Source organism: Micavibrio aeruginosavorus EPB (genome assembly GCF_000348745.1).
Lineage (GTDB): Bacteria > Pseudomonadota > Alphaproteobacteria > Micavibrionales > Micavibrionaceae > Micavibrio > Micavibrio aeruginosavorus_A.
In genome coordinates, this window is record NC_020812.1 from 643840 (window position 1) to 669775 (window position 25936).

Genomic DNA, 25936 nt, shown 5'->3' on the forward strand with positions numbered 1-25936 from the left:
AAAACGGGACCCACCGGGCCCCGTTTTGGATTCGGCGTGCAATGGTATGATTAGAGCGTCACATCATCCATGCTCAGGCCGCGATTGCCCAGGGCTGTGTCCGGGGCTTTGGCCTGCTGTTGTTGCTGGAAGGCGGCTTCGCGTTCGGCGCGGGCCGGGCTGGTCATTTCGCCCACCGGCGTTTTGACAATGTCGGTTGATCCGTCATGCGGAACGCGGAAGACCTCGTCGCGGTTCATGGCGTTGCGGCCTTCGGCCGTTGTCGGGTCCAACCCCGCGGTACTGGCGGCCAGATCGGCGGCCAGACGGCCTGTACCTTGAATGATGGCCTGCGGGCCTTCGGCCTTTGCGCCGGTTGGTGCATAAGCCGCGTGGGCATTCGGCACCAGCGTATCGACCAGACCGCCCAGAGCCTCCACCAAGAAGGAGACGAGAACTTTCAACAGGGATTCAATCTGTTCGCCCAGACCACCCCACATGCCCTTCAGTTTGTCCTGCAGCCCATCCATGCCACCGGTCAGGGCGGCGAGCGCGTCGGTCGGGATGCCCATGCGTTCCATGATCGGGCCCGCCAGCTGGTCGCCAGCGATTTCCATGCCCTTGTCCATGACGGGCTTGGCCGCGTCCATGGCCATTTGAGTAGATTTACCATCGGTGGCCACGTGCGCCACGGTCCCGGTCAGGAACGGGTGACGCAGTGCAAATTTTCCAGCGCCTAAAAGAAGTCCCAGCATTTTTTATTCCTTTCACATCCTCAAACTTTGTACCGTTTTTGTTTTTTGCGTGATCCGGATTTTTACGCGCTCCGCTTTTTATTCTTTGGGTCTTTGTCCTTGGTGCTGGCGTCACGCACGACCAGTGCCACATTGAAAAAATCGTAAATCTTTCCGCCTTCGGTCTGGATCAAAAACACGCGCTTGGCATTGTATAAATATTTGCGCACCGGGGCCTGAATCTTCGCGCCCAATCCCTTCACCGTTCCGCGATAGGACACAAAGGTCAGCGTGTCGTCATCAGCATCAAATTCGATCCAGGCGATGCTTTCTTCAAACGGTTTGTTGTGCAGAATCCAAACCTCTGAATTCTTGTTCACGACAATATCGACTTCCATATTGGCCAGCGCCGGTGGATAGACGGGGGCGGATTTGACGATGTCATCGTCACCAAGGCTAAAGCCGAATTCTTCGTCCTGTGCGCCCATATTAAAACCCGTACTTCCATTCATTGTCGTGATGTCCGTATCTTAACGAAAAAACGGCGGAATTACAACTTTTCCGCCGTTTCTAATCCTTTGAAATGGCACATATTAACCCGGCGTCGGTGCAGCATAGGCCAAATTGACGCCTGTGCGGCGGGCCACGTCCTGTTCCGTATCCGGCATTTGCGCGACCGCTGCGGGTTGTGGCGGGGTTGCGCTCTGGCCACTGGCGCTCAGGCCGAAGGTTTCACGCAGGCTGCCCGTATTGATGCCCGGTGCGGACAGGCCCATTTTTTCCGCGCCCCAGATCAGTGCGCCAACGATCAACGTGGTCATCGCGACCTGGATCATGCCGCCCATGCCGCGGCCTTGGGAAAAATTGCTCATCGTGCCCAACGCCAGAACCGCCGGGATCAACCCCCATGCGCCATTGCGTTCCAGCATGTCCATAAACCCGTTGGCCATGGTGGCACCTGCATTCGGTGTTGCCGCCTGTTGTCCGGCCTGCGGAGCCGGAGCTGTGGATGTTGGTGCCGTTGGCGCTTGTGCGGCCTGGGCAAAGGATGCCTGCGGCGTTGTTTGTTGTGGCTGCTGCGCATCCCGTTGTGCACGTTCGGCGGCCAGAATTTGTGCGGCTTCGGCTTCGCGCGCGGCTTCTGTCGTCGCGGCGGCGGACAATTGTGCGCCATCCGGATCTTGTTCCGGGCGGAACGTGGTCAGCCAGTGCTGGGCCGTGGCTTCGGCGCTGGCGGCCATGCGCATGGCTTCCAAACCGCGCAGGGCCTTTTCATTGTCAGCGTCATCATAATAATCTTCGATTTTTTCGAAAATTTCGTCATTGCGGATGGCGTCAGCCATGCTGATCACGCGGCCTTGGCCCAGATTAACGCTCGCGGGCAATTCAAAGCGCGTTTGAATATCGGCATAGGTTTTGGCCATGTTGTCCGGTGTATATTTTTGTTCAACACGGGCCCATTCTTCAGCATTCAGGCTGGGGTCCATGGCCATGTCGCTAACAAATTCCGGGCGGATCATACGGCTCATGACCGGATCCACATCAAGTTCAGAGAGCAGGGCATCAAATGCAACTGCACCGCCGGTTTCGGTTGCGGCCATGGCAAATACACCGCCAAATCCGGTTGCTGTGTATCCTGCCAATGCTGCACGAATTGGATTGATCGCGTCTTGTGAAATCAAGCCTGTGTCCGCGGCCAGTTCGGCGCGTTCGTTGGCGAAGTAGGAAGCCCCCCCGTTAAAGGCTGCGCCCAGCAGAGGCACACCTTTTCCGCCAATTGTCGCCACACGTCCGATTTTGGACAGAACACCGGCGCCACCCTTTGCGGCGACGGCGACGTTGTCGATCAGGCGTTCACCAGCGAAAAGAGCATCATCAGCGATGTGCGGCAAAGCGAGAATGTCAGCCATAATGGTGTACTCCTCGTTTGAACCTTAACCAGCAGGGGTGAAGGCCAGCGGGGCCGGTTTCGGTTGTTGTTCAATATCCGCTTGCAACGCTGCCGGGGCAGGACCGCTCGGTAGGCCAAAAGCTGCCGGATTGAATTGGGCGGCGGTGCCACTTTGCGGGCCGTCGTTGTTCATCAGGCCGTTCAGAGCCGGGCCGGCGAATTTACCAATCACACCACCCAGAACGGCACCGATGATCATGCCGACGATACGGCCCATGATGCCATCACCGCTGAGTGCGCCAATCGCCGCGCCAATGGCGGCGCCTGGGTTATTGCCAAACGCAGCGCCCATGCTTTGCATCAGGCCTGCAATCGGGTTTGCATTTTGATTGAACGTGTTTCCGAGGTTCATCGTGCTTCCATCGCTGGACACGGTCGGGTCTTGCGCGGCTTCTGGGCTTGCTGTCCCTGTTGCGCCGGCAATGAAATTCGTTGCGGCTTCTTGGCCCAGATCAAGGGCGTCGGGGATCAGGCCGCCAGCGGTTGTGCCAATGCCTTGGCCAGTGACGACGTCGGTAGCGAGTGTCGCGCCGATACCCGTTTTAATCGGGTTGGAAATGCCTAATCCCAGCCCTTTGCCGGCCAGTTTGAATGTTGTTGATAATGCACCCATCGCTACGCTCCCTCAAATTGCCGTCACACAAACATGTTTTTTGCTTTTTGTTATTGTGTCCTCACCATACGGAAAATAGGTAAACAAGGTCTTAATATCTCACAATTTACATAATTTTATTTTGAGATTGGGGCTAACGTGCTGTTTTGCAATGATTTTAAAGTGCAGGGTTGGGGCGGGCTTAGCTGGTCTTCTTTAATTTTTCCAGCCGGTCCATGCGATGTGTGCCATCGGCCGGACCGTAGAAGCCGGGCAGTTCGGGCAGCGGGCGCAGAGAGACACATGCGGTGGGTAGGGTTTCCTCATCCCCCAGAACCAGGAAGCCATCCGGCTCCAGCGTGCGGGCGAGGTTGTCGAGGATGCGGGTTTTGGCCGCGTCATCCATCGCGCATAAAACATTACGGCAGAAAATCACATCAAACGGCCCCAGATCGCGCACTGGATCAAGCAGGTTGGAATGCAGGAAATCAACCATGCTCATGATTGATGAATCCAGCTGCCATCCGCCACCATCGGCCTGATGAAAATATTTGATCAGCATCGGGCTGGGCAAGCCGCGTTGCACATCAAATTGCGAATAATGGCCTTCACGGGCTTTTGACAAAACGCTGTGCGATATATCGGTGCCGATAATATCAATGTCCCAGTTCTTTAATGGCGTGCCGCATTCCTTCACCGCCATGGCGATGGAGTAGGGTTCTTCCCCGGTTGAGCATCCCGCGGACCAGAAGCGTAGAGATTTATATTTCGCCCGTTCCTTGGCCAGATAGGGGATGATTGTGTTTTTTAAATCTTCAAATGGGCGGGCGTCGCGGAAGAACATGGTTTCGTTCATCATCATCGCTTCGACAACGTCGATGATTAAAGCGTTTTCCGGCACACCGCGCAGGGCGATCGTCATGGATTCAAATGTCGGGTAACCCCATTTTTTTGCAATCGGGGTCAATCGGGCATCCAGCAACGAGGATTTATCCGGCGTTAAATCGACGCCGGTGTGCCGGTGTAACAATTCGCGGTACATTTCAAAATCAGCCAGCCGCATTCTGACCTACCCCAAACCGATTTGCAGGAATTTCGACATCAAGATTTCACTGTCGAATGGTTTCATCACATATTCATCGGCCCCGGCCTTGATCGCACGTTCAACATGAAAGGAATCGTTTTCGGCGGAGCAGAGGATGACCTTTGGGTGCGTACCGTTTTTCATGCCGCGCAGGCGTTCCAGAAATTCGATGCCACTCATCGATGGCATGTTCCAGTCCAGAACGATGGCATCGGGCATGGCGCTTTCACAGATTTCAAAGGCTTCGACACCGTTATCGGCTTCAATACATTTGAACCCGGCCTGTTCGGCAATACGGCGCGCCACTTTGCGCACCACCTGGCTGTCGTCGATCACAAGACATGATTTCATCGGGGCCCGTCTGCATCATTATGAATCAAAAGAAACGGGGAACACCCGTCCGGCCATTCTAGGCATCTGTTTCTTAAAGGGGATTTAATGCCCAAACAAAAACCCCGGCCGATCCAGTGGATGTGTCCGGGGTTTCGGAAAATGGGGGTGTAATTAGGCGCGTTTGATCAAAAACGTTACCATGCTGTCGCCAGCTTTCTCAATGGTGATGTCCAATCCGTACTGACGGCCCAGAATGCCGGTGGCAAACGGGTGAACCAAGCGGGGGTCCAGATCGGCGGGGTCCAGTTCAACGGCCAGGGCTTCCTTCACCTGGGCGCGGGGGGCGGCGTCGGGGCCGCCGGCAATCACGCGGGTTTCGCCGTTTTCGTGGGTGACGCCAATGGCACCGCCCTTGGGCATGCATTCCGCGGCCAGCATCAGGGTCGCGGTCAGGATCTTGCAAAACCCTTCCGGCAACTCAACATCGGCGAACACCGCGCGGGCGTCCCAGTTTTGTTTGATCTTGCCATCGGCGGTGATCAAATTGTCGAACGTCTTGTGAATGTCCCACGGTTTGATATTGGGGTCACGGCCACCCGCGCCATAGGCGAGGCGGAACACCTGCAACCGCGCGGCGGCGGCCTGGGCGCTCATGGAAATCAGGGCGATGGCTTCGTCCCCGGCATCGGCACCCATGTCTTCCAGAAATTCGACGCCGTTATTCACGGCCCCGACCGGAGAGATCAAATCGTGGCAAATGCGGGATGCCAGCAATTCCAGAACCGTGGCGTCGATCATTGTGTTGTGCATGGGAGATTCTTTTTCCTTAAGCGAAGCTGACGTCATAACCAATTTTCCCGACTTCTGTGCGAACCATATCTTTCAGACGTTCCAGTGCATCGGCGCTCTGGGCCTCTGCCCGGGTGACCAGCACGTTTTGCGTGTTGGAGGCGCGCAGCAGCCACCAGCCATCTTTCGTGTTTACGCGGGCGCCGTCAATATCATTCACGGCAATAGACGGATCTTTTTGCGCCTGTGCCTTGACCGAGGCCACGACAGCAGCGACCAGATCAAATTTCTTCACTTCGTCCACTTCGAACCGGATTTCCGGCGTGTTGAAGATTTGCGGCAAATGCGCGGTCAGGGTGGAGGCCGGGGCGTTTGCGTCAATCACGGCATTCATCAAACGAATGCCGCAATACAGCCCATCATCAAACCCGTACCAGCCATCACCGAAGAAGATGTGGCCGGAGAGTTCACCGGACAACGGTGATTTTTCTTCCGCCATTTTCGCCTTGATCAGTGAGTGGCCGGTTTTCCACATCACTGGCTTGCCGCCCAGGCGGGCGATTTCGTCGTACATGACCTGGGAACATTTCACATCACCCACAATGGTCGCGCCCGGGTGGCGTTTCAGCACGTCACGGGCGTAAATGGTGATGAGGGAGTCGCAACGCAAAATCCCGCCTTTTTCATCCACGGCACCAATGCGGTCGGCGTCGCCGTCAAAGGCAATGCCCAGATCGAAGCCGTTGTCTTTGACGCACTTGATCAAATCTTCCAGATTGTGGTCGACCGTCGGGTCCGGGTGATGGTTGGGGAAGGTGCCATCAATTTCATCGAACAGCAGGATATGCTTGCCCGGCAATTTCTTGGTCAGGCGGCGGGTGATTTCCCCGGCGGCGCCGTTGCCGCAATCCCAGACGACGTTCAACGGCTTGTTCGTCTGTTTCAAATCGGCCATCAGGCGGTCGACATAGATATCCTGAATATCAAATGTTTTGATCGAGCCTTCGCCGGTTTCGTAATCGCCTTCACGCGCGATGCGGCCAATCTCCTGCACCGCCGGGCCGTACACCGGGCCGGTTTGCAGGGTCATTTTAAAGCCGTTGTAATCGGACGGGTTGTGCGACCCGGTAATCATAATCCCGGCATCGGTTTTCAAATGTTTGACAGCGTAATACAGCATCGGTGTGGGGCCGAGGCCGATATCGGTGACATCCAATCCCACGGCCATCAAACCGCGCACAACAGCCGCCGACAAAATCGGGCTGGATGCGCGGCCATCGAAACCAAGCGCCACCGTTTTTCCACCCTTGCGGCGGACATAGGTGCCATAGGACAGGCCAACAGCATAGGCCACATCTTCGGACAGGTTTTTTCCGACCTGACCGCGAATGTCGTATTCGCGCAAGATTTCCTGATCGAATTTAAAAGCTGCTGGTGCCATCTCTGTTTTCTTCGCTGTGTTTGCGGTTGTCATTGGTAATCCCCCTTACAAATGTTGGGCATGTTTTTTTATGATGGATTTGACAGTGTCACCGATTTCCGGGTCGTGCATGGCAAAGGCGATGTTGGCCTCGATAAAGCCAACACGGCTGCCGCAATCGTAACGCTGCCCGTCATAACGCAGGCCGTGGAACGGTTGCTGGCCGATCAGATTGGCCATGGCGTCGGTCAATTGAATTTCTCCGCCGACACCCGTTTCGAATTTGTCGAGGTACGCGAACAATTCTGGCTGCAGGATATAGCGGCCAATGATGGACAGGGTGGAGGGCGCGTCTTCCGGCTTTGGTTTTTCAACCAGCCCCTTGATATCCACGCGCTTACCGTCATCGGATTTGATATCAAGGATGCCGTAGCTGGCCGTTTTTTCGCGCGGCACATCCATGACGGCGACCAGATTGCCGCCGGTTTCATTATAAGTCTGGATCATCTGGCTCAGGCAGCCAGGACCACCGGGGTTCAGCACCACATCATCGGGTAGCAAAATCGCAAACGGATCATCGCCGATCAGTTTCTTTGCGCACCAGATGGCGTGGCCCAACCCCAACGGTTTGGGTTGACGCGTCAGGAACAATTGCCCGGCGGGAATTTCGGATGTTTTGACTTTTTCGGCCAGATCGGGTTTGCCGCGTTTTTCCAACAGGGCGGCCAGTTCGGGCTGGTAATCAAAATGCTCTTCCAGCATTTCCTTGAACCGGCCCGTGATGAAGACGAATTCATCAATGCCTGCATCGCGCGCTTCTTCAATCGCGTGCTGGACCAGCGGACGGTCGACGAGGGGGAGCATTTCCTTCGGCATGACTTTTGTCGCGGGCAGGAAGCGCGTGCCCAGCCCGGCAACGGGCAGGACGGCTTTACGAATGGGCTTCCACTGTTTCGATGTGCTCATCGGTTGCCATAATCCAAAGGTTATTATGAAGTGGGTGGATTAAGGCATAGGGCTGGGGGGTTTTCAAGGGTGGGGTCTTTCTTTTCCGTATTAACGTTTCGGTAATGCCCCTTATATAAGATTTCGCTCATGGGACCTGAAGATGTAACACGACGCGATGTTGAGAATTTTCTGGCCGGGCGGGACATGGTGGATGCCCGCGTGGTGGACCAGATTTGCGACCGGGTTCGACAGGATCCAAAGGCGCAGAGCGAAGTGGCGCAAATGTTCAACAATGCGGCGGGCAATATGATGAGCGGCATGCGCTCTAATAAATACCTTCTGGCAATGACCCAGACATTACAGGACCCGGAATTTTCCGACGTTCGCGACCATATGATCCGGGCCACGCAGGCCATTCAAAAAGCCATGGAAGGGTTTTTAGAAAATGATGCCCTGGCCGAAGCGATGGAGGATAACCCGCGTACGGACCAATGGGGGCAACCGACATTGTTCGTGCAGATGAAACCCGAGAATGCCGAGCTTTTGGTGTGTGATCCGAATTTCATGGACCCGCTGGCGCGGATCAGCAACATGAAACCCCTGTCCGAAGAGCGCGTTGAGCAGTTTAATGACGCGGTGTCCCAACGGGCGCGGGCATTGTACCCGATGGATGAAGAGGCGTTCCGTCAGGAAGCGGTCAAAGCCGAGCCGCAGGGGCAGGATTTGCTGCGCCGCTTTGGGCTTGTGGACGGGCCGGGGGTTTAGGTCTTTTTCTTTTTCAACAACCGATCACGTGCGGCGTTCAACCGTTCCGCCACCCACGGGCTGCCCTGCTGGTCGGGGTGCATGGCTTTCATCAGGCGGCGATAGGCGTCCTGAATTTCGTTTTCTTCTGGCTCCCCTGACAGGCCCAAAATCTCCAATGCTTCGGCGCGGGTGAGATCCTGACTGCGCGGGGGGCGGGATTCTGTTTGTGTGTGGCGCGGGCTGCGAGCACGCAATATTCCCATAATAATCGGGGCGAGGGCCGCAATCACGCCCATAGCCGCCGGCAACCGCCCGGTCAGTGCCAGCAACACGACCGCAATCGCCACGCCTAGAACGCCAGCCGACAGAAACAGACTTTTGACCTGGTGCGTATTGGCGTTCAGCATGAATTGATACAGGCCATACAGCGCCAGCAAAAGGGCGATAATCCCCAAAATGTAAGGCATCGGTTTTCCCCGTGTGGGTGCGTTAAAAAGCATGGACACCGCGCGCGGTGCCGTTACTATTCTATCCTATGACACACAATCAAAAAAAGGCCAACGTCATGTCCGCACCATCCAGTCGCCTGTCCGATGTTCGCACGCATATGATGCAGGAGGGGATCGATCTGTTTCTGGTCCCGCGCGCGGATGAATTTCAGGGCGAATATGTACCCGCAGGTGCTGAACGTCTGGCGTGGGTCAGCGGATTTACCGGATCGGCGGGCATGGCGGCGATTGCCATGGACAAGGCCGTGGTGGTCACGGATTCCCGTTATGAATTGCAGGTCGTGGACCAGACGGATGCGGCGTTGTTCGATACAGCCATTATGGAGAAGAAAAGCCTGGGCGGCACCGTGGCCGAATGGATTGCGGGCAATGTGAAATCGGGCGCCGTTATCGGGTATGATCCGAAATTGCACACCCCGGCTCAGATCAAAGCATTCAAGGATGATCTGGCCGATCATGGTGTGGTGTTCAAGGCCGTGTCGCGCAACCCGTTGGATGCGGCATGGCGCGATCGCCCGGGATTGCCGATGAACAATGTCGAGGAATTTCCGGAGGCGATCGCCGGCAAATCCGCCTCGCAAAAACGCGATGATATCGCCGCCGTGGTGAAGAAAGAAAAACTGCACGCGATGGTGATTACCAAGCCGGATTCGATTGCATGGCTGTTGAATATTCGCGGCACCGATGTGCCGCATACGCCACTGGCACTGTCTTATGCCACGATTTATGACGATGGGCGCGTGGATTGGTATATCCATCCGGCGAAATTGACGCCACCCGTATTGCGCCCGCATCTGGGGAACAAGGTGCAGATCATTGACCCTATCGGCCTTGAACATGAAATGGAAAAACTGGCCCGCGCGGCCAAGGCGGGCAAGAAAGCCATCGGGCTGGATTTTGCCCGGGCCTCCATCTGGTTCCAACAGGTGTTGGAAGGCGCTGGGGCCACGGTGAAGGATGTCACCGATCCGATCATTATGCCCAAGGCGCAAAAAACACCCGCTGAACAACAAGCCATTATCAATGCCCACATCCGTGATGGCGTGGCGGTGACGCGGTTCCTCGCCTGGGCCGATCGTGAATTGCACAAGGGCACATATTCCGAATTGGATGTGGCCGACCGTTTGGAACAATTCCGCCGCATGGCCCCGGAATATCGTGATTCATCGTTTGATACGATTGCGGGATGGGCGGAAAACGGGGCGATTGTGCATTACCGCGCTACGCCAGAAAAATTCAAAAAAATTGATACGCCGGGGATTTTGTTGCTGGATAGCGGGGCGCAATATATTGACGGCACGACCGATATCACCCGCACGATCACAGTCGGAAATTCGGACCCGGAAGTGTGCGAAAATTATACCCGCGTGTTGCGCGGTCATATCGCCGTATCCATGGCGCGTCCGACCAAAAAAACATTGTCCGCCGATGTGGATGCGCTGGCGCGCCAGCCGTTGAAGGATGCAGGGTTGAATTACGGCCATGGCACCGGGCATGGTGTGGGATGTTATTTGTCCGTGCATGAAGACGGGGCGGGGATTTCATCGGCCCGCAAAACCCCGTTTATGCCGGGCACATTGATTTCCAACGAACCGGGATATTACAAAGCCGGGGCCTATGGCATTCGCATTGAAAACCTGGTCCTGACGCAGAAGGATTCACGGGGGCGCATGTTCTTTGAAACCGTGACCTTGGCCCCGTATGACCGCCGCCTGATCCGTGCGGATATGATGAGCAAGGACGAGCTGAAATGGCTCAACGATTATCATGCGCGTGTGGAGCAGGTGATCGGCCCGCATCTGGATGCAACGGATCGTGCGTGGCTGAAAGAGGCGTGCGCCCCTGTAAAAAAGCCTGATGCACCGCGCGCGCAACCCGCCCGCGGTGCGGCGCCCCAGCCGTAATCAGGAGGCCGTTATTGCGGCTTCGGGGTGGCGGGCATCGCGCCCTTGTAAAAACGCTCTGATGCGATTTCGGCTTCCGGGTGATATTGGATGTCGCATTTGTCCTTGGCGTACGTGGCCACATCACGCCCATCGCTGACGATCGTGATGTATCCGCCCAGGCTCAGTTTGACACTGTCATTCATGCCGCTTCGTTCGCTGCGGTACCCTTCATAATGACTGAGCGTGCCGTTTTGGTTTGTGCAGGTAATATCCATTTTTTCCGCATCAACCGTGAGCGAGTCGTAATAAGCGAACGCAAAGGCGGCGCAGAGCGACCCGCCCAGGATGGCAAAAGTGAAACCGGTTTTGTGGCTTTTTTTCATTGTAAAATCCCCGTTATCTATAATTTTTTGATTATGGGGGACAGGGTACAAAAATATGGGGTCAGGGAAAAGAAATAAAAAAAACGGGCCGTAATTGCGGCCCGTTTTTTTGAAGGATTAGAAAGTGCGTGGTTTGAACAGCGGTTCCCGCGCTGGTTTTGTCTCAACCGGAACCGGGCCAGCCTTGAACAGCGGGTCTTTCACGGTCACATTCGGGTATGGTTGCGGTACGAAACGGACGGGGGCTGCGTCGTGTTTTTCCGGGTTGGACATTGCGGCGGCTGTGGCAACGCAGAATGCAAGACCAACCAAGGTTTCTTTGACGTATTTCATGGGCAAAATCCTTCGTTCTTGGGGTTATAAGGATATTGCTCCCGACCCTAGCAATCGTGTTCGAAAAAGCGCAAGAAAATAAAATGGTGCAAAGAAAAACCCCGGCGGTTGGCCGGGGTTTTAAAAACCTGCGCAATGCAGAAAGGTCGTGGGTCTAGCCCTCGCGGTCGCGGCGTTTACGCTCAACCTTGCGCCAACGACGCACGGCTTCAGCTTTTTCACGCTTGCGTTTTGCCGACGGCTTTTCAAAATCACGACGCATCTTCATTTCACGGAAAATGCCTTCGCGCTGCATCTTCTTCTTCAGAGCACGCAGAGCCTGTTCGACATTATTGTCGCGGACATGTACGCTAACCAACGAAATCACCCCTTTCTGATCAATAAGATGCCCGGTTTTAACGATTACGTGGGCGGATAGCAAGGGGAAAATCCGCTATTTTCTTTACATAACTCCTGTGGGTGTGTTAGAACGCTTCCCAGAATTTCAAAAAGTTATAAGGAAAATCAGAGGGATGCCGCCCGAAGCCAAAATAACGGCCATACACCGCCCAAAAGATTATGCCGCAATTTTTACAGCGGCGGCGCTGGGGTATGCCCCCCATGTGGCCCTGATTCTGATGGTTTTGGGCACGGGGGGTGTTGCCCGGCAGGCGGCAGCGGTTGCGGCTATGGCTGTGGCGGTTCATATCCCGTATGTCCGACAAATTCCCATGTTGGTGTCTCGTCTGTTCATACGGGCTTTTATCGTCAAGGGTGTCCAGAAACCTTCGCGGCGTCTGCGCGCGATTTTCAATGAGGTCACCAACGCGGCGGATATCAAGGGACTGAAAATTTATCAATATAATCGCGGCGTGATTCGCAACGCGATGGCATTCGGCAATGAAATTTATGTGGGTCAGGGGCTTGTCACCAGTTTAAATAGACGCGAACTGAAAGCCGTTATTGCGCATGAAATTGCACATTGTAAAACGCGTGATATCTCCGCCGGCATCGTTCAGTTTCTTCCTTATTCCACCTCTATCATGCTGAACATTGGTGCGGTTTCTTTGTGTTTTCAGAATGTGCCGGGGCTGAGTTTGACCATGGCGTTTAGTGGCGTGGCCATGGCGGGGGGATACTGCGCGTATCAAAAACTTGTGCGGGCTTTTGGTACACGCGTAATGGAATACCGCGCGGATCGCAATGCGCTGAACTTTACGCGCGATCCCATGGCGGCGGCGAAGGCGCACATTAAAATTTCTGGGATGGATGCGCAGAATGAAACGGGGGCGCAGAAAAACTGGTTTTATAAATTCAAAAAACTATTTCGCACGCATCCCGATACCGAAGATCGCGTTCGCGCCATTCTTGCACACGGGCAGGCCTTGAAAGATGCAGGATTGTTGCCGGCGCGTTACGCCAAGCAGGATTTCAGCAAGCTTATGATGGATGGTGTGGATCTTCTTGCTGCACCCGCGAAGACTCCTGCAAAAAAGCTGGACATCGGCTGACCACTCCTTACAATCCCGTCTTATAAAAAATAAGAATAACAGGGATGGGACAGGTTATGGCCACACGATTGGGATTGCCCAGATTGTTGCACACGTTCACGGAACAGGTCCGCGCCGGGGCCGAAGCCTATGATTTTTTCAGAAAACGCGACGGCCTGATTGACCGCACCCCGCCGGGAGATGGGCGGCCTGTCATGATCGTACCCGGTTTCGGGGCCAGTGATATCAGCACCAAAATCCTGCGCGATTTTTTACGGGACAAGGGATACGAAGCCCATGGCTGGGGCGGTGGTTTGAACGCCGGGCCGAGCGACGGGGCCTTGCGCCAATGCCGCGAACAATTGGACATGCTGGCGAAAAAATTTCCGGGGCAGAAAGTGACCCTGGTCGGACATTCGCTGGGCGGCGTGTTTGCGCGTGAACTGGCTCGTGCGTTTCCGGACCAAGTGGATCAGGTGATTACGCTGGGCGCGCCATTCGGGGCCGATGACGACCATTCCGAATTGTCCGTGCGCGTTTTGTTGAAAGCATTCCATTTGCTTTATGGCGGTCGCCGCGATTTCGTCGGGCGTGCGCCGCTTACCGATCATTTGATGGAACCGCTGCCCGTGCCGACCACGGCGGTGTATTCGCAAAATGATGGCGTTGTGAACTGGCGCCAATGCATCACCGCCCCGGCGGACAATGCCGAGAATGTCGAAGTGCAATCCAGCCATATTGGTCTGGGCATGAACAAGCAATCCATCACCGTGTTGCTGGATCGTTTGAGCCAGAAGCCGGGCACATGGACCCCGTTTGATCGCGCGCAATATGCCGACCTGGGCTATCCCCGGGAACAGGCGCACGAAACATACGACATGCCGTACCGCCCGAAACGCCCGCACGGTCCGCATTCAAAGGTGTTTTGATTCTGTCTTAAGCCGCTTCGCGTCGCGCCTTTAAATTCAACGCCGCATCCAGCAGGGTGCGGGTGTAATCGGCCTGTGGATTGTCAAAGATGGTTCCGGCGTGGCCTTGTTCAACTACTTTGCCATCCTTCATCACGATCAAATCATGCGCCATGGCGCGCACCACGCGCAGATCGTGCGATACGAACATATAGGCCAGGTTATGACGATCCTGTAATTCACGCAGCAAATCGACAATCTGCGCCTGGACCGATACGTCCAGCGCCGATGTCGGTTCATCCAGCATCACGAATTTCGGTTGCAGAACCATGGCGCGGGCGATGGCGATGCGCTGGCGTTGGCCGCCGGAAAATTCGTGCGGGTAACGGTGGCGCGTATCCGGGTCCAAATGCACATCGCGCAAGGCGGCCACAACCATATCTTCACGTTGCGATGCGCTGTAATCACGGCGATGGATTTCCAGACCCTCGCCAATAATCTGTCCCACACTCATCCGGGGGGACAGGGCGCCGAACGGGTCCTGGAACACGATCTGCATATCTTCGCGCAACGGGCGCATGGATTTGCGATCAAATTTTGAAATGTCGGTGCCGTTGAATTCAATCTGCCCGGTGGATTGGATCAGGCGGAGGAGGGCGAGGCCCAGCGTGCTTTTCCCGCTGCCGGATTCGCCGACGATGCCGATGGTCTGGCCCTGTTTCACGGACAGGGACACGCCATCCACGGCGCGGACCCATTCGGTGGTCTTTCCGGCCCAGTTTTTCTTGCGCGGGAAATGCACGCGAATATCTGTGGCCTTTAAAACGGTTGGGGCGCTGTCATTCACCGCCGGCGGTGTAGAACGCGGACGGGCGGACAGCAACATGCGCGTATAATCATGTTTCGGCGCGTTGAACAATGTGGCGGCGGGTTCGTTTTCAACCATCAGGCCGTCTTTCATCACACAGACGCGATCGGCCATGCGTTCAACGATGGACAGATCGTGGGTGATCAGCAACAACGCCATGCCCAGACGATTTTTCAAATCCTGCAACAATTCCAGAATTTGCGCCTGAACGGTGACATCCAGCGCCGTTGTGGGTTCATCCGCGATCAACAGGTCGGGATTATTGGCCAGCGCCATGGCGATCATCACGCGTTGACGCTGTCCGCCTGACAGTTGATGCGGATAGGCGTTCAGGCGGTCTTTCAGTTGCGGCAGGCCGACAAGGTCGAGCAGTTCGAGGATGCGGGCGCGGGCCTGATCCTTGCTCATGCCCTGATGCACAATCAGCACTTCGCCAATCTGGCGTTCAATGGAATGGAGCGGGTTGAGCGATGTCATCGGTTCCTGAAAAATCATGCCGATTTTTGATCCGCGCAAAGCGCGCATCGCGTTTTCGCCCGCGCCGACCAATTCCTGTCCACGAAAACGGATGGACGATCCCGCGCCATGGCTGGCCAGCGGATAGGGCAGGAGTTGCATGATGGACAACGCGGTGACCGATTTTCCCGATCCGCTTTCACCGACCAACGCCACCGTTTCCCCGGCAGAGACCGAGAAGGACGCCTTTTTCACCGCGTGGGAGGTGCCCGACGGGGTGCGGAAATCGATGCTAAGATCTTGAATCTGTAAAAGGATGTCGCTCATACCCCCATTGAAGCACACGGAACCCGCCAAAAACAGTCGAAATCTTAACAGGAATTAACCCTTTCCCCCGGAAAATCGGCTAGAATGGAGGCATACTGGTTTATTGAAGATCAAGGCCCTTCAGGATCAAGGCTATGGCGACAGAAGTCGGAAACACCACACTCTATTCCGTTGAGGATCTGCTTTCGCGATCCAAGGCTGCTGCCGAATCCGGCAGCACGGCGGGTATGAGCAAAATCCAGAAAATGATTGCCGAGATGGAGAAGGGGACCACAGATACGGTCAACCTGAGCCCTGTCGCGAAATTGTTGAAGCAGGAAGCCGCCGCGAAGCCGGATACATCCACGCCATACACCGAACAAGACTGGTATATCAACGCCAAGGTCGCGCAGTTGCAGGGCCAGTTGAACATGTATTCCACGCTGCCGGGACTGGACCCAACGGGCGCGATCATGCAATCGCTGGAAGATGAAATTTACGGGCTGGTTGAAAGCCAGCAAGCCAAACTGAAGGCATCGCAGGACGAAGCCGCCGCGAAGCAGGCCGAGCTGGACAAGCTGAATGCTGAAAAAGCCAACGCGCCGATAAGCGCCGAGAAAATGCTGGAGCGATCCAAGACATTGGCGTCGGGGCAGGAAATTAAAACCGAGCTGACCGACGCGGCCAAAAAGCTTCTTGATAAATACGCCTGATAAAAAACCCCCGCAAAAACGGGGGTTTTGTTTTGTGGTCATTGAGGCCCGAGCGTGCGGTGAACGAAATACACCGTGCGGGTGGCGTCTTCCGGGCTGGGGCCTTCGGCAACAATTGCAAAATCCTTGCGCAGGAAATTTTTCAAACTGTTTTCGTTGGTGGTGCGCAGGCGGGCGTGCAAATTTACCGTGCCTGTTTCGTGGGCATAGACCATCCATTGATCAATCATGCGGCCCATCAATCCATTGCCGCGATAATCCGGGTGGGTCATGACGGTGCCAAAAATGGAATGGGTGCTATGGTTTTGGTCTTGCGTGGCCAAAGCAGCGCAGAAAGCGGCCATCGGGGCGGTCTTGGTCCGAATGGTCGCCGCGCCAATCATCATACCGAATTGATTAAAGATACCCAATGCGGCATTGCCCGTGGCAAAGAGGGCGCCAAAGTAAGCGGCGTCGCGCGGGATGATTTCCTGATCGGCGGCCAGATTTTGCAGGGTGATCAGGGCGGGGATGTGATCGGTATTCAGCCATTGCATCGTGTAGGCTTCGCCCGTTTTGGGCAGGAGACCGGACGTAATCACAGCGGGCGCATCCGAATCGCACGGAGCCAGGGGGGCAGCCAAAGGTACAAAGGCGCGCTTCAATGCTGTGTTCATGCGTCGGGTGTTTCTCCTTTATTATCGAAATTTTGCGATGCGGGACCTTATACAAAACAGGGGCTTGGCGTCAAAATAAATTATGCCCCCGCAACCAAAAAAGATTGGCAAAAAATGGGGCCGCCCGGATGCGAGCGGCCCCGTATGGGGTGTAAACCTGAAAAGGTTATTTCTTCAGAGGCATAGCCTCTTCGACCAGCGCGGAGAAATAGCTCATCCCAATGGGGATCAAATCGTCGTTGAAGTCATAGAACGGGCTGTGCAGGCCGTGGTTATGCGGGCTGGCCTGCTTCGTGCCTTGGCCCATGAAGACATAGGCGCCCGGCTTGACCTTCAGGAAGGATCCGAAATCTTCACCCCCCATGCACAAATCGGCCTTGGTGCTGACGTTATCCGCGCCCAGAATTTTGGCGGCGCAGGATGCGGCGAAGTGGGTTTCGGCTTCGGTGTTGATGGTGGCGTCGGTGCCGAAAATAAATTCGGTCATCTCGACCTTTGCCCCAAAGGTCGCGCCGATCCCGGCACAGATTTCTTCGATCCGCTTGCGGGCGAATTGGCGCATATCTTCGCTGAAGGAGCGAACGGTACCGGTCAGTTTCGCGCTGTCCCCAATCACGTTAAACGCGCCGGTGCCAACATTGATGTTGGTGACGCTGACCACCAGCGGCTCAACAGGGGAGGCGTTCCGGCTGACGATCGTTTGCAGGGCGGTGACCAGTTGCGCGGCGCAGATGGCCGGGTCAATGGTCTTGTCCGGCATGGCGGCGTGACCGCCTTTGCCCGTGATTTCAATGACGAATTCATCAACGTTTGCCATCAATGGCCCAACGCGTGTTTCCATCCGACCCAGCGGTAATCCCGGCCAGTTGTGCAGGCCGTAAACGGAATCGCACGGGAAATCGTTGAACAAGCCGTCCTCGATCATCTTGTCCGCACCGCGGCCGCCTTCCTCCGCCGGTTGGAAGATCAGATGGACCTTGCCGTCAAAGTTTTTCGTTTCTTGCAAATATTTCGCGGTGCCCAACAAGATGGCGGTGTGGCCGTCATGGCCGCATCCATGCATCTTACCCGGCGTTTTCGATGCCCAGGGCTGGCCGGATTTTTCGATGATGTCCAGCGCGTCGATATCCGCGCGCAGGCCGATGGTTTTTCCTGACTGACTGGATTGGCCTTCGATCGTGGCGACGATACCCGTGGTGGCATACCCGCGTTTGAACGAAATGCCCCATTCGGTCAGTTTTTGCGCGATCAGGTTGGATGCGAATTCTTCCTCATACGCGGTTTGCGGATTCTGGTGCAATTCACGGCGCAGGGCGGCGATTTCGTCTTTCATATCGGCGGCGCGGTTCAAAACGGGCATTTGGGTCTCCATCTTTATTGAATGGGACCAATCATAGCCCTTTTTAGACGGTTTTCCAGCCCAAACGGACGGATTTTACGGCTGTATCGCCAGCAAATCGCGGCGTTTCAGCGTCCCCGTCGCCATGGCCTCCAGCCGTTTGCGGGTCAGGCCGACATGATCCAGGGCGGAAAAATCAACGGGGATCAGTGTTCCCGTTTTTTTGTTAATCAATCCACCTTGGTCCATGAAATCGAGCAGGATGCGCGCCTGATTTTTCAGCACGCCGGGCGTGGTTGTAAACCATTCCACGGGCAGGCCGCGTTCGGACGGGGCCAACCCTTCGTCGCAGAGGGCCTGCAAGGCGGTGGCTTTGTTTTTATCGGTCACGTGTTTCCATTTAAGCCCGTTAAAAAATGTATGCAGCGATCCGCTGTTTGCCACATCAATTTCGGCAATGAACCGTTCGCCCGGGGCGGTGGTCCACCATTCCTTCAACGTCATTGCGGTGATGGCCAGACGCGCGCTGTTAAAACCGGGCAGACGGGCCAGTGTTGTGCCCACTTCCGTGTAACGGTGACGTTGTGATGATGTTTGGGTTTTGTCATGCACGTGATAGGTGGCGGTGACCGTCTGTGCCTCGCCCTGTTCATCGCTCAGGAACAGAACGCCGCCGCGGGCGAGGGCGTGGTCGATCACTGTGTGTTCGCGTTGCGCCACAAATCCGTTCGGGTCCGACACGTTTTTCACCGCCGGGTTGAACATATGCATCAAACGCGGGCGATCCGCCGCGCGTGAAAATTCCAGTGTCAGTTTACCCGGTAGTGGCGGCATGGCTGGTGTCTCCCCATTTGTGACGGGCGGTTGGTCCGCGCTTCGTCTTTTGTGGGGTTGAGTATAGGGGGATTCGGGGGCATGAAAAAGCGGCCCTTCATCCATATGGCGAAGGGCCGCTTTTCGTATTGATTATGCGAATATGAAGGCCTCTATTACGGCTGCGGCACCGGGCCGGATTTTTTCGCCGTGGTGCGTTTGGGCATCTGGGTCGCGGCCCAGTCAATATTCTGGTTTGCAGCCGGGTCCAGCAGGACGGCGGACACCGGACCGGTGGCGATGTTTTCCAACGCCTTGCGACGGGTTTTCAACCACCCCATTTCGCTCAGATCCAGATGAACGGCTTGGCCCGTTTTATGATTGACGATTTTCGGGTTGTCCATGGTCTCCAGCAACAGCTTGGCCTGTTGCGGCAGGGTCTTGGTCGTGCAACGCAGCCAGTCAAGCAGATGCTCTTCATGGCGGAACCCGGTGGAATCCCACAAATCATCGTTCGGAACGAAGAAGTCCCAGCCGATGACCTTGCTCAGCAATGTGCTGGCCTTGCTGTTGGTTTTGTAAATGTCGGCAAAGAAAAACTGAACCGGCGGACGTTTGAACATTTCGTTCATAATCTGGGCGCTGACCATAAAGGAGGACAGGTTGAATCCACCCAATGTGATGTGCGTGGCACCCACTTCGGTCCACGCGGCTTTCTTGGTCGGGGCTTTCTTCGCCGGATCGATATTGTGGCTCAGTGCGATTGAGGATGCAACGGGCTGACCATTGTCCTTGTTCAGGAACAGGATCACGCGACCATCGGCCGTATATTTATCCAGCATCGTTTGATCACGGTCGTCGACGAATTCATGTTTAAAGGTGCCGTAAAAATCACGCACCATTTGTTCATCACCCGGTTTGGACATACGCACCACCAGGTGCAGGTCGGCGGGTTGGTTAAATTCGTTTGTCAGCGTCATTGCGCTTGCTCCCGATTCGTTATGTTTATTTGGGACGCGGACTTTAGGCGAGGGCAGGTCCGTCCGTCAAATTTAGACTGTGCGCTGCAATAATCTTTTGATTTTGCTTATAAATTTGTCTTTCTGGGGTCAAAGGCGTCACGGACGGCCTCGCCAATGAAGGTCAAAAGCGACAGCATCAGCGCCAGCGTGACAAAGGCGGTCAGGCCCAGCCACGGGGCCTGCAGGTTGTTTTTGCCCTGGGCCAACAATTCACCCAGCGAGGCCGACCCCGGGGGCAGGCCGAGGCCGAGGAAGTCGAGCGAGGTCAGGGCCGTGATCGACCCGGTCAGGATAAACGGCATCATGGTCATGGTGGCGACCATGGCATTGGGCAGGACGTGGCGGCGCATGATGGTGCCGTTGGACACGCCAAGCGCGTTGGCTGCACGCACATAATCAAAATTCCGCGCGCGCAGGAATTCCGCCCGCACCACATCGACCAGCGACACCCATGAAAAGGCAAGCAGGATCAGCAGCAGCGTCCAGAACCCCGGCACGAACATGGCCGAGAAGATGATGAGGATATAAAGGCTGGGCATGCTGGACCAGATTTCGATGATCCGTTGCATGATCAAATCCAGCCAGCCACCGTAATACCCCTGCATCGCGCCAGCGAAGACGCCGATGATCGAACTGGCAATCGTCAGGATCAGGCCGAACAGGACGGAAATGCGGAAGCCGTAAATGACACGGGCGGCCACATCGCGGCCTTGGTCGTCGGTGCCGAGAAGGTTATCGCGCGTCGGGTAGGATGGGGCCGGGACCGGCAGGTTGTAATTGATGGTGTCGTAGTTATAGCGAATGGGCGGCCAGATCATCCACCCGTCTTTCTTCGCGATCAGATCGGCGACGAAGGCATCGCGGTAATCGGCCTCGGTTTCAAAATCACCACCGAATGTGGTTTCGGGGTAGGATTTCAAAACGGGCGTGTACAGCCCGCCATCATATTTGACCAACAGCGGTTTATCATTGGCAATGATCGGTGCCGCCATGGCCAGCACGAACAGGGCCAGAAAAATCCAGAAGCTGATATAGCCGCGGCGGTGCGGTTGGCGCGGAACTGGTGCAGGCGGCGTTGAGCGAGGGGGGAGAGTTTCATTACACAGACCTCGCCGAGAAATCGATGCGCGGATCGATTTTCACATAGATAATGTCGCGGATCAGCCCGACGAGCAAACCAATCAGCGAGAAGACATAGAGCGTGCCCAGCACCACCGGATAATCGCGGTTGATGATGGATTCATATCCCAGCAGGCCAAGGCCATCGAGGCTGAAAATCACTTCGATCAGCAACGCGCCGGTGAAAAACAGGCCAAGGAACGCCGCCGGGAACCCGGCAATCACGATCAGCATGGCATTGCGGAACACATGGCCATACAGGACTCGGTGTTCGGTCAGGCCCTTGGCCCGGGCGGTCAGCACGTATTGCTTGTTAATCTCATCCAGGAAGCTGTTTTTGGTCAGCATGGTCAGGCCCGCAAAACCACCAATCACCAGCGCCGTCACGGGCAGGGCCATGTGCCAAAAATAATCGAGGATCTGTTTCCACAGCGGCATGGTGGCCCAGCCTTCGGAAACAAGGCCGCGCAGCGGGAAGATGTCGAAATAGCGCCCACCTGCAAAGACGATGATCAGCAAGATAGCGAACATAAAGGATGGAATGGCATAGCCGATAAAGACCACAGCCGATGTCCAGACGTCGAATTTCGATCCATCCTTCACCGCCTTGCGAATGCCCAGCGGGATGGAGATGAGATAGATCAGCAGGGTGGACCAGATGCCGAGTGAAATCGACACCGGCATTTTTTCCAGCACCAAATCGACCACGGAAATATTGCGGTAGTAACTTTCGCCCAGATCGAAGCGCAGGTAGTTTTTCAGCATGATCCAGAAGCGTTCCGGCGCGGGCTTGTCAAACCCGTAGAGCTTTTCCAGTTCGGCGACAAATTCGGGGTCGAGGCCCTGGCTGCCGCGATACTTGCTGCCCTCGCCAACATTCTGCATGGCGTTCATGGCCATGTCGGCCCCGCCAGCGCCAGTGAACCGGTCGGTCGCGCCTCCGCCATGACCCTGCATCACCGCAATCATCCGTTCCACCGGACCACCGGGGACGAATTGAATGACGATGAACGAAATCAGCAAGATCCCGAACAGGGTCGGAATCATGAGAAGCAAGCGGCGCAGAATGTAAGACAGCATGGATGATGACATGCCGAAAGATTAGGAAATTGCGGGCCTTGCGCCAAGGGTGGCAACCCGGATTTCCCGGATCACCCCCAGATTAGCGTTTTACGTAATTTTTAGGGTTGCCAATCCCGTCCCAGATAACGCCGTGACAAATGGTTCAGGTAATAGGCGGCGTTTAACGGTTCGCCTGTGGCGGTGGTGAAGAGCTGGTCTTGGCTCAGCAATGACCCATGGCCATGCACATTGGTGTTCAACCATGTTTTCAGGGTCTGGAATTGCCCCGCGCCGATTTCGGCGGGCAAGGATGGGTTGGATTTCACCGCGGCGGCAAAAAACTGCGCGGCCCCCATGGCCCCCAGCGTATAGGCCGGGAAATATCCGGCGGACAGGCTGGGCCAGTGAACGTCCTGCATGTGTCCTTTGGACGCGTCCGGCGGAGTCAGGTTGAATGTCTTCTTCATCGCATCATTCCATGCGCCGGGCAGGTCGTCGATGGTCATTGCCCCTTCGACCATCGCGCGTTCGATGTTATAGCGCAGGATGATATGGCCGGGGTATGTCAGTTCATCCGCCGCAACACGAATGAAGGATGGTTCAACGTGGAAGATGTGGCGGGCCAGATTATCCGGCGTAAATCCCTTGCGGTATTTGCGCGGCAGATGTTGGTGCGCCAGCGTGGACAGGTAGCCGATAAATTCAGGGATCTTGCAAGCCTGATATTCCAGGATCATCGACTGGCTTTCATGCACATCCATGCCCATGGTGTGGCCGACGGGTTGGTATCGCCATGCGCGGGGCGATCCCTGTTCATACAGGCTGTGCCCTGTTTCGTGCATAACCGTATAAAGCCCGTCCAGAATATGGTCGGGGTTATACCGTGTGGTCAGGCGTGAATCATCCGGGGTGCCACCGCTTAAGGGGTGCATATCGCCCGTGTAAAACACGCCGCGATCATGATCGAAACCGAGCGCGCGCAAAAGGTCCTGGGCCATCGCGTGATGGTATTCCACCGGAATGCTGCCCAGCGGTTTCATTTTCTTTTGCGTCTTCTGGCGCTCCATCGCCTCGGCAATCATGGGGGGCAGGGCGGATTCCAGTTTTGCAAATTCCGTTTCCACGGTTGAGAGTTTTAATCCGGGGCTGAATTTATCCAACAGGGCTTCATACGCGGTGTTGAACCCCAGGGCGTCCTTTAAAATCAAACCAACTTCGCGTGATGTTTTGAACGCCTGTTCATATACGGGCTTCATCATCGCCCAATTGCCACTGGCACGGTATTGGGTGTGCATATTGTTGCCCTCGGTTTCCAATCGGGCGATTTCGCGCACCAGCGATTCCGGCAGGGCGGTGGCCGCGATCCATTGGCGGCGCATCAAATACAGATTTTTTTGATCTGCGGGGGATAGGGACGTTGCGTTGGATTCGCTTTCATCCAGCCAATCCCGCACCACCGGGTCAGTCAGCAACATATGACCCGCACTGGCCAGGGCCATCATTTGTTCGGATCGGTCGGAATCGCTGCCCGGCTTCATCACGGTCATGCCGTCCATATATAAAATGCTACCCGCGCCGCCCAGATTGGAAATGGTACGGAAACGATCTTTCAATTTTTCATAGGCGCTGTGCGTGGCATCGTGTGTCATGGCCGTTGACCTGTTTATCTTGCGTTCCTGTGGATGAGGCGTAGATTGGCACAGGCGGTTCATGGCTGTCAAAGTCGGCACCGGGGCGGGGAGTATATTATGGGCAAGTTTTTACGGCTTTTTATCGCGATGATGATGTTCGCCCCGTCCACAGGATGGGCGGATGACGCGGTATCATGGTGGCGGCCCAATACCGAGATGAAGAATTGGGACATTCTGTTACAAGAACCGCCGCCGATTGACGCCTTGCCGCAGCGCGATGTTTTGATTCTCGATGTGTTTGATACGCCCGTTGAAACCGTGACGGCGTTACAGAAGCAGGGGACGTGGGTTGTCTGTTACATCAATGTCGGGGCATGGGAAAATTGGCGCCCCGATGCCAAAGATTTCCCCAGCAAATTGATCGGCAAACGCTATCGCGGGTGGCAAGGCGAGAAATGGCTGGATATTCGCAATCGCGGTTTGCGTCCATTGATCGAAGCGCGATTGGATTTGTGCCGGGACAAGGGGTTTGATGGTGTGGATCCCGATAATATCAACGGGTTTGAAAATACAACCGGATTTTCCATCAGCGAGACCAACCAGATCACGTTTAACCGCTGGCTGGCCCGCGCGGCGCACAGCCGGGGACTGGGCATCGGTTTGAAAAACGCAACGTCCTTGTCCCAGAATCTGGTCGCGGATTTTGATTGGGTGTTAATGGAACAATGCGTGGCGGAAGGGTGGTGCGACGAAGCCGCACCGTTCCAGAAAGCGGGCAAAGCTGTTTATGATATCGAATATCCGGAAAACAATATTGATCTGGCCGTGAATATGGCGTGTAAACGCGTGCCAGATGGCGTGAATGTTGTTTTCAAGGATCGCCAGCTAACATCCGCCCTGCATAAATGCCCGCAATAAGTTCGTTATCCCCCATAACAGATTGTTGCCGCGTAAGACGCATTCGATGATATGCCATAAACATCGCACATGTTATATGAACGGCAGGTGTTTGTACCTGCAATATGTTCACAGGCGCGTGATCCCGGCTGCGCTTCACACCATGTTTGACAGGCGGTGCGTGTTGTTTGTGTGGATTGCGTGCTGGCATAACTTCCCCCGCAATTGACGCGGGAAGATTCAGTCCAGGCGCGGCAGACAGGGTGCGGGGCAAAAACAACATGCCATGTGGCTTCAGCGCAGATTTTAAGAAGATTATTTTCGTCGAAGATCACCATACCGTTGTTGGATGCGTTGCATGGTGCGTTGCTGTCGCCGAATGTAAACGTCCCGCTTGATCCACCTCCGCCAGTGCTCTGGGTCGCATTCCATGTCGTTCCGTCACAGATCAGAACAACACTGCCGCCATCTTGATCGGCATCAGCAGTCAGGCGTGTGGAGCCGGATGGAAAGCCGGAGCAGGATGTACCCGGAGCCGTGTCGTTACCAACAAGCTGGGCGAGGGCTGTGTGCGTGTTAAATAAAAGCATGATGGAAAGCAGAAAGCGTATAAAGATGCGCATGTGTGATCCTTACCTTACAACGTAAAGAGGGACATCGCTCTGGTGACCGGGGATCGAAAACCGTAGAATCAGAGACGGTGTGGTGGTCTTTACTGCAAAGACGCTGGACATACACCACCACTCCCCGGTCGTAGAGCAACGACGGGCACACCACTGGCCTGTGGCGCGGAGCCCAGACCCTTGCGGCCGATGTGGGCCGCCGATCCTAAGGGGTTTCGATGTCCTGGATGCGTACTCAGCATCTGAAGAAAAATTAGCGTAGAAAAAGGACGGGGATCAAGACAGGTTTTGGGCGTAAAACGACAAAACGATGAAAAAATTATGATTAAGTTACTATTTTCTCAAGTTAGCGTTAATGTTTGGGGG

27 protein-coding genes and 1 pseudogene are annotated in these 25936 nt (G+C 55.5%); 6 read left to right on the forward strand and 22 right to left on the reverse strand.

Annotated features, from left to right (window positions below; all coding sequences use genetic code 11):
* Nucleotides 1-50: 50 nt before the first annotated feature.
* The 9 genes from A11S_RS02980 to A11S_RS03020 all read right to left on the reverse strand — a co-directional run bounded on the left by A11S_RS02980 (nt 51) and on the right by A11S_RS03020 (nt 7848).
* On the reverse strand, nt 51-734 hold the full coding sequence (locus A11S_RS02980) for a hypothetical protein (protein ID WP_015467000.1): 684 nt from the start codon (nt 732-734) through the stop codon (nt 51-53).
* A 62-nt stretch (nt 735-796) separates the two neighbouring features.
* The gene (locus A11S_RS02985; protein ID WP_041802389.1) at nt 797-1225 is read right to left on the reverse strand and encodes a hypothetical protein; all 429 of its coding nucleotides are present in this window, start codon (nt 1223-1225) and stop codon (nt 797-799) included.
* Nucleotides 1226-1306: 81 nt separating this feature from the next.
* Nucleotides 1307-2623, reverse strand: coding sequence for a hypothetical protein (locus A11S_RS02990; protein ID WP_015467002.1), 1317 nt, complete (start codon nt 2621-2623; stop codon nt 1307-1309).
* 24 nt (nt 2624-2647) lie between these two features.
* Entirely contained in the window at nt 2648-3277 is a 630-nt protein-coding gene (locus A11S_RS02995) for a glycine zipper domain-containing protein (RefSeq protein ID WP_015467003.1), read from the reverse strand.
* A gap of 181 nt (nt 3278-3458) precedes the next feature.
* The gene (locus A11S_RS03000) at nt 3459-4319 is read right to left on the reverse strand and encodes a CheR family methyltransferase (RefSeq protein WP_015467004.1); all 861 of its coding nucleotides are present in this window, start codon (nt 4317-4319) and stop codon (nt 3459-3461) included.
* A 6-nt stretch (nt 4320-4325) separates the two neighbouring features.
* The gene (locus A11S_RS03005) at nt 4326-4691 is read right to left on the reverse strand and encodes a response regulator (protein WP_015467005.1); all 366 of its coding nucleotides are present in this window, start codon (nt 4689-4691) and stop codon (nt 4326-4328) included.
* A 153-nt stretch (nt 4692-4844) separates the two neighbouring features.
* Nucleotides 4845-5483, reverse strand: a complete 639-nt coding sequence (locus A11S_RS03010; protein ID WP_015467006.1) for a histidine phosphotransferase family protein — start codon at nt 5481-5483, stop codon at nt 4845-4847.
* A gap of 16 nt (nt 5484-5499) precedes the next feature.
* Nucleotides 5500-6936 carry a phosphoglucomutase/phosphomannomutase PgmG gene (gene pgmG, locus A11S_RS03015; RefSeq protein WP_015467007.1) on the reverse strand — a complete coding sequence of 479 codons (1437 nt, stop codon included), beginning with the start codon at nt 6934-6936 and terminating at the stop codon, nt 5500-5502.
* A 12-nt stretch (nt 6937-6948) separates the two neighbouring features.
* Nucleotides 6949-7848 (reverse strand): UTP--glucose-1-phosphate uridylyltransferase, encoded by a 900-nt coding sequence (locus tag A11S_RS03020; RefSeq protein ID WP_015467008.1) that lies wholly within the window; start codon nt 7846-7848, stop codon nt 6949-6951.
* A 129-nt stretch (nt 7849-7977) separates the two neighbouring features.
* Between A11S_RS03020 and A11S_RS03025 the strand changes: the two genes are divergently transcribed.
* Complete coding sequence (locus tag A11S_RS03025) at nt 7978-8595, forward strand: hypothetical protein (protein WP_015467009.1); 618 nt, start codon at nt 7978-7980, stop codon at nt 8593-8595.
* Here A11S_RS03025 and A11S_RS03030 read toward each other — a convergent pair.
* Complete coding sequence (locus A11S_RS03030) at nt 8592-9044, reverse strand: DnaJ domain-containing protein (RefSeq protein ID WP_015467010.1); 453 nt, start codon at nt 9042-9044, stop codon at nt 8592-8594. The genes A11S_RS03025 and A11S_RS03030 overlap by 4 nt on opposite strands.
* Before the next feature lie 98 nt (nt 9045-9142).
* On the opposite strand from A11S_RS03030, the gene A11S_RS03035 reads away from it, so the two are divergent.
* Nucleotides 9143-10990 carry an aminopeptidase P family protein gene (locus A11S_RS03035; RefSeq protein ID WP_015467011.1) on the forward strand — a complete coding sequence of 616 codons (1848 nt, stop codon included), beginning with the start codon at nt 9143-9145 and terminating at the stop codon, nt 10988-10990.
* Between the two features lie 11 nt (nt 10991-11001).
* Here the strand turns inward: A11S_RS03035 and A11S_RS03040 are convergent, their stop codons facing one another.
* From A11S_RS03040 to rpsU, 3 genes are all read right to left on the reverse strand, one after another.
* Nucleotides 11002-11355, reverse strand: coding sequence for a hypothetical protein (locus A11S_RS03040; protein ID WP_015467012.1), 354 nt, complete (start codon nt 11353-11355; stop codon nt 11002-11004).
* A 117-nt stretch (nt 11356-11472) separates the two neighbouring features.
* Nucleotides 11473-11688, reverse strand: coding sequence for a hypothetical protein (locus A11S_RS03045; protein ID WP_015467013.1), 216 nt, complete (start codon nt 11686-11688; stop codon nt 11473-11475).
* Nucleotides 11689-11842: 154 nt separating this feature from the next.
* The gene (gene rpsU / locus A11S_RS03050) at nt 11843-12052 is read right to left on the reverse strand and encodes a 30S ribosomal protein S21 (RefSeq protein ID WP_041794280.1); all 210 of its coding nucleotides are present in this window, start codon (nt 12050-12052) and stop codon (nt 11843-11845) included.
* 148 nt (nt 12053-12200) lie between these two features.
* Between rpsU and A11S_RS03055 the strand changes: the two genes are divergently transcribed.
* Both A11S_RS03055 and A11S_RS03060 read left to right on the forward strand, forming a co-directional pair.
* Nucleotides 12201-13178, forward strand: a complete 978-nt coding sequence (locus A11S_RS03055; RefSeq protein ID WP_015467015.1) for a M48 family metallopeptidase — start codon at nt 12201-12203, stop codon at nt 13176-13178.
* A 56-nt stretch (nt 13179-13234) separates the two neighbouring features.
* Nucleotides 13235-14086: an alpha/beta fold hydrolase gene (locus A11S_RS03060; RefSeq protein ID WP_015467016.1), complete on the forward strand. Its 852-nt coding sequence runs from the start codon at nt 13235-13237 to the stop codon at nt 14084-14086.
* Nucleotides 14087-14093: 7 nt separating this feature from the next.
* Here A11S_RS03060 and A11S_RS03065 read toward each other — a convergent pair whose 3' ends face one another.
* On the reverse strand, nt 14094-15716 hold the full coding sequence (locus A11S_RS03065) for an ABC transporter ATP-binding protein (protein ID WP_015467017.1): 1623 nt from the start codon (nt 15714-15716) through the stop codon (nt 14094-14096).
* A gap of 134 nt (nt 15717-15850) precedes the next feature.
* On the opposite strand from A11S_RS03065, the gene A11S_RS03070 reads away from it, so the two are divergent.
* Nucleotides 15851-16408: a hypothetical protein gene (locus tag A11S_RS03070; protein WP_015467018.1), complete on the forward strand. Its 558-nt coding sequence runs from the start codon at nt 15851-15853 to the stop codon at nt 16406-16408.
* 38 nt (nt 16409-16446) lie between these two features.
* Here A11S_RS03070 and A11S_RS03075 read toward each other — a convergent pair whose 3' ends face one another.
* From A11S_RS03075 to A11S_RS03105, 7 genes and pseudogenes are all read right to left on the reverse strand, one after another.
* Nucleotides 16447-17064, reverse strand: a complete 618-nt coding sequence (locus tag A11S_RS03075) for a GNAT family protein (protein ID WP_081604743.1) — start codon at nt 17062-17064, stop codon at nt 16447-16449.
* A 166-nt stretch (nt 17065-17230) separates the two neighbouring features.
* Nucleotides 17231-18424, reverse strand: a complete 1194-nt coding sequence (locus A11S_RS03080) for a M20 aminoacylase family protein (protein ID WP_015467020.1) — start codon at nt 18422-18424, stop codon at nt 17231-17233.
* A gap of 75 nt (nt 18425-18499) precedes the next feature.
* Nucleotides 18500-19237: a hypothetical protein gene (locus A11S_RS03085; protein ID WP_015467021.1), complete on the reverse strand. Its 738-nt coding sequence runs from the start codon at nt 19235-19237 to the stop codon at nt 18500-18502.
* A 155-nt stretch (nt 19238-19392) separates the two neighbouring features.
* Nucleotides 19393-20196: a hypothetical protein gene (locus tag A11S_RS03090; RefSeq protein WP_015467022.1), complete on the reverse strand. Its 804-nt coding sequence runs from the start codon at nt 20194-20196 to the stop codon at nt 19393-19395.
* A 107-nt stretch (nt 20197-20303) separates the two neighbouring features.
* Nucleotides 20304-21337 (reverse strand): annotated as a pseudogene (locus A11S_RS03095) (ABC transporter permease).
* Nucleotides 21337-22437 (reverse strand): microcin C ABC transporter permease YejB, encoded by a 1101-nt coding sequence (locus A11S_RS03100; protein ID WP_041802894.1) that lies wholly within the window; start codon nt 22435-22437, stop codon nt 21337-21339. The pseudogene A11S_RS03095 and the gene A11S_RS03100 overlap by 1 nt, the downstream one beginning before the upstream one ends.
* Before the next feature lie 101 nt (nt 22438-22538).
* Nucleotides 22539-24068, reverse strand: coding sequence for a carboxypeptidase M32 (locus A11S_RS03105; RefSeq protein WP_015467025.1), 1530 nt, complete (start codon nt 24066-24068; stop codon nt 22539-22541).
* 99 nt (nt 24069-24167) lie between these two features.
* On the opposite strand from A11S_RS03105, the gene A11S_RS03110 reads away from it, so the two are divergent.
* The gene (locus A11S_RS03110; protein WP_015467026.1) at nt 24168-24968 is read left to right on the forward strand and encodes an endo alpha-1,4 polygalactosaminidase; all 801 of its coding nucleotides are present in this window, start codon (nt 24168-24170) and stop codon (nt 24966-24968) included.
* Between the two features lie 5 nt (nt 24969-24973).
* Here the strand turns inward: A11S_RS03110 and A11S_RS03115 are convergent, their stop codons facing one another.
* Nucleotides 24974-25570, reverse strand: a complete 597-nt coding sequence (locus A11S_RS03115) for a hypothetical protein (RefSeq protein WP_015467027.1) — start codon at nt 25568-25570, stop codon at nt 24974-24976.
* Nucleotides 25571-25936: the final 366 nt, after the last annotated feature.

Bases quoted from the DNA above. Each gene is read 5' to 3' on its own strand.
- A11S_RS02980 (WP_015467000.1), bottom strand. From the start codon at position 734: ATGCTGGGACTTCTTTTAGGCGCTGGAAAATTTGCACTGCGTCACCCG.
- A11S_RS02985 (WP_041802389.1), bottom strand. From the start codon at position 1,225: ATGAATGGAAGTACGGGTTTTAATATGGGCGCACAGGACGAAGAATTC.
- A11S_RS02990 (WP_015467002.1), bottom strand. From the start codon at position 2,623: ATGGCTGACATTCTCGCTTTGCCGCACATCGCTGATGATGCTCTTTTC.
- A11S_RS02995 (WP_015467003.1), bottom strand. From the start codon at position 3,277: ATGGGTGCATTATCAACAACATTCAAACTGGCCGGCAAAGGGCTGGGA.
- A11S_RS03000 (WP_015467004.1), bottom strand. From the start codon at position 4,319: ATGCGGCTGGCTGATTTTGAAATGTACCGCGAATTGTTACACCGGCAC.
- A11S_RS03005 (WP_015467005.1), bottom strand. From the start codon at position 4,691: ATGAAATCATGTCTTGTGATCGACGACAGCCAGGTGGTGCGCAAAGTG.
- A11S_RS03010 (WP_015467006.1), bottom strand. From the start codon at position 5,483: ATGCACAACACAATGATCGACGCCACGGTTCTGGAATTGCTGGCATCC.
- pgmG (WP_015467007.1), bottom strand. From the start codon at position 6,936: ATGACAACCGCAAACACAGCGAAGAAAACAGAGATGGCACCAGCAGCT.
- A11S_RS03020 (WP_015467008.1), bottom strand. From the start codon at position 7,848: ATGAGCACATCGAAACAGTGGAAGCCCATTCGTAAAGCCGTCCTGCCC.
- A11S_RS03025 (WP_015467009.1), top strand. From the start codon at position 7,978: ATGGGACCTGAAGATGTAACACGACGCGATGTTGAGAATTTTCTGGCC.
- A11S_RS03030 (WP_015467010.1), bottom strand. From the start codon at position 9,044: ATGCCTTACATTTTGGGGATTATCGCCCTTTTGCTGGCGCTGTATGGC.
- A11S_RS03035 (WP_015467011.1), top strand. From the start codon at position 9,143: ATGTCCGCACCATCCAGTCGCCTGTCCGATGTTCGCACGCATATGATG.
- A11S_RS03040 (WP_015467012.1), bottom strand. From the start codon at position 11,355: ATGAAAAAAAGCCACAAAACCGGTTTCACTTTTGCCATCCTGGGCGGG.
- A11S_RS03045 (WP_015467013.1), bottom strand. From the start codon at position 11,688: ATGAAATACGTCAAAGAAACCTTGGTTGGTCTTGCATTCTGCGTTGCC.
- A11S_RS03055 (WP_015467015.1), top strand. From the start codon at position 12,201: ATGCCGCCCGAAGCCAAAATAACGGCCATACACCGCCCAAAAGATTAT.
- A11S_RS03060 (WP_015467016.1), top strand. From the start codon at position 13,235: ATGGCCACACGATTGGGATTGCCCAGATTGTTGCACACGTTCACGGAA.
- A11S_RS03065 (WP_015467017.1), bottom strand. From the start codon at position 15,716: ATGAGCGACATCCTTTTACAGATTCAAGATCTTAGCATCGATTTCCGC.
- A11S_RS03070 (WP_015467018.1), top strand. From the start codon at position 15,851: ATGGCGACAGAAGTCGGAAACACCACACTCTATTCCGTTGAGGATCTG.
- A11S_RS03075 (WP_081604743.1), bottom strand. From the start codon at position 17,064: ATGAACACAGCATTGAAGCGCGCCTTTGTACCTTTGGCTGCCCCCCTG.
- A11S_RS03080 (WP_015467020.1), bottom strand. From the start codon at position 18,424: ATGCCCGTTTTGAACCGCGCCGCCGATATGAAAGACGAAATCGCCGCC.
- A11S_RS03085 (WP_015467021.1), bottom strand. From the start codon at position 19,237: ATGCCGCCACTACCGGGTAAACTGACACTGGAATTTTCACGCGCGGCG.
- A11S_RS03090 (WP_015467022.1), bottom strand. From the start codon at position 20,196: ATGACGCTGACAAACGAATTTAACCAACCCGCCGACCTGCACCTGGTG.
- A11S_RS03100 (WP_041802894.1), bottom strand. From the start codon at position 22,437: ATGCTGTCTTACATTCTGCGCCGCTTGCTTCTCATGATTCCGACCCTG.
- A11S_RS03105 (WP_015467025.1), bottom strand. From the start codon at position 24,068: ATGACACACGATGCCACGCACAGCGCCTATGAAAAATTGAAAGATCGT.
- A11S_RS03110 (WP_015467026.1), top strand. From the start codon at position 24,168: ATGGGCAAGTTTTTACGGCTTTTTATCGCGATGATGATGTTCGCCCCG.
- A11S_RS03115 (WP_015467027.1), bottom strand. From the start codon at position 25,570: ATGCGCATCTTTATACGCTTTCTGCTTTCCATCATGCTTTTATTTAAC.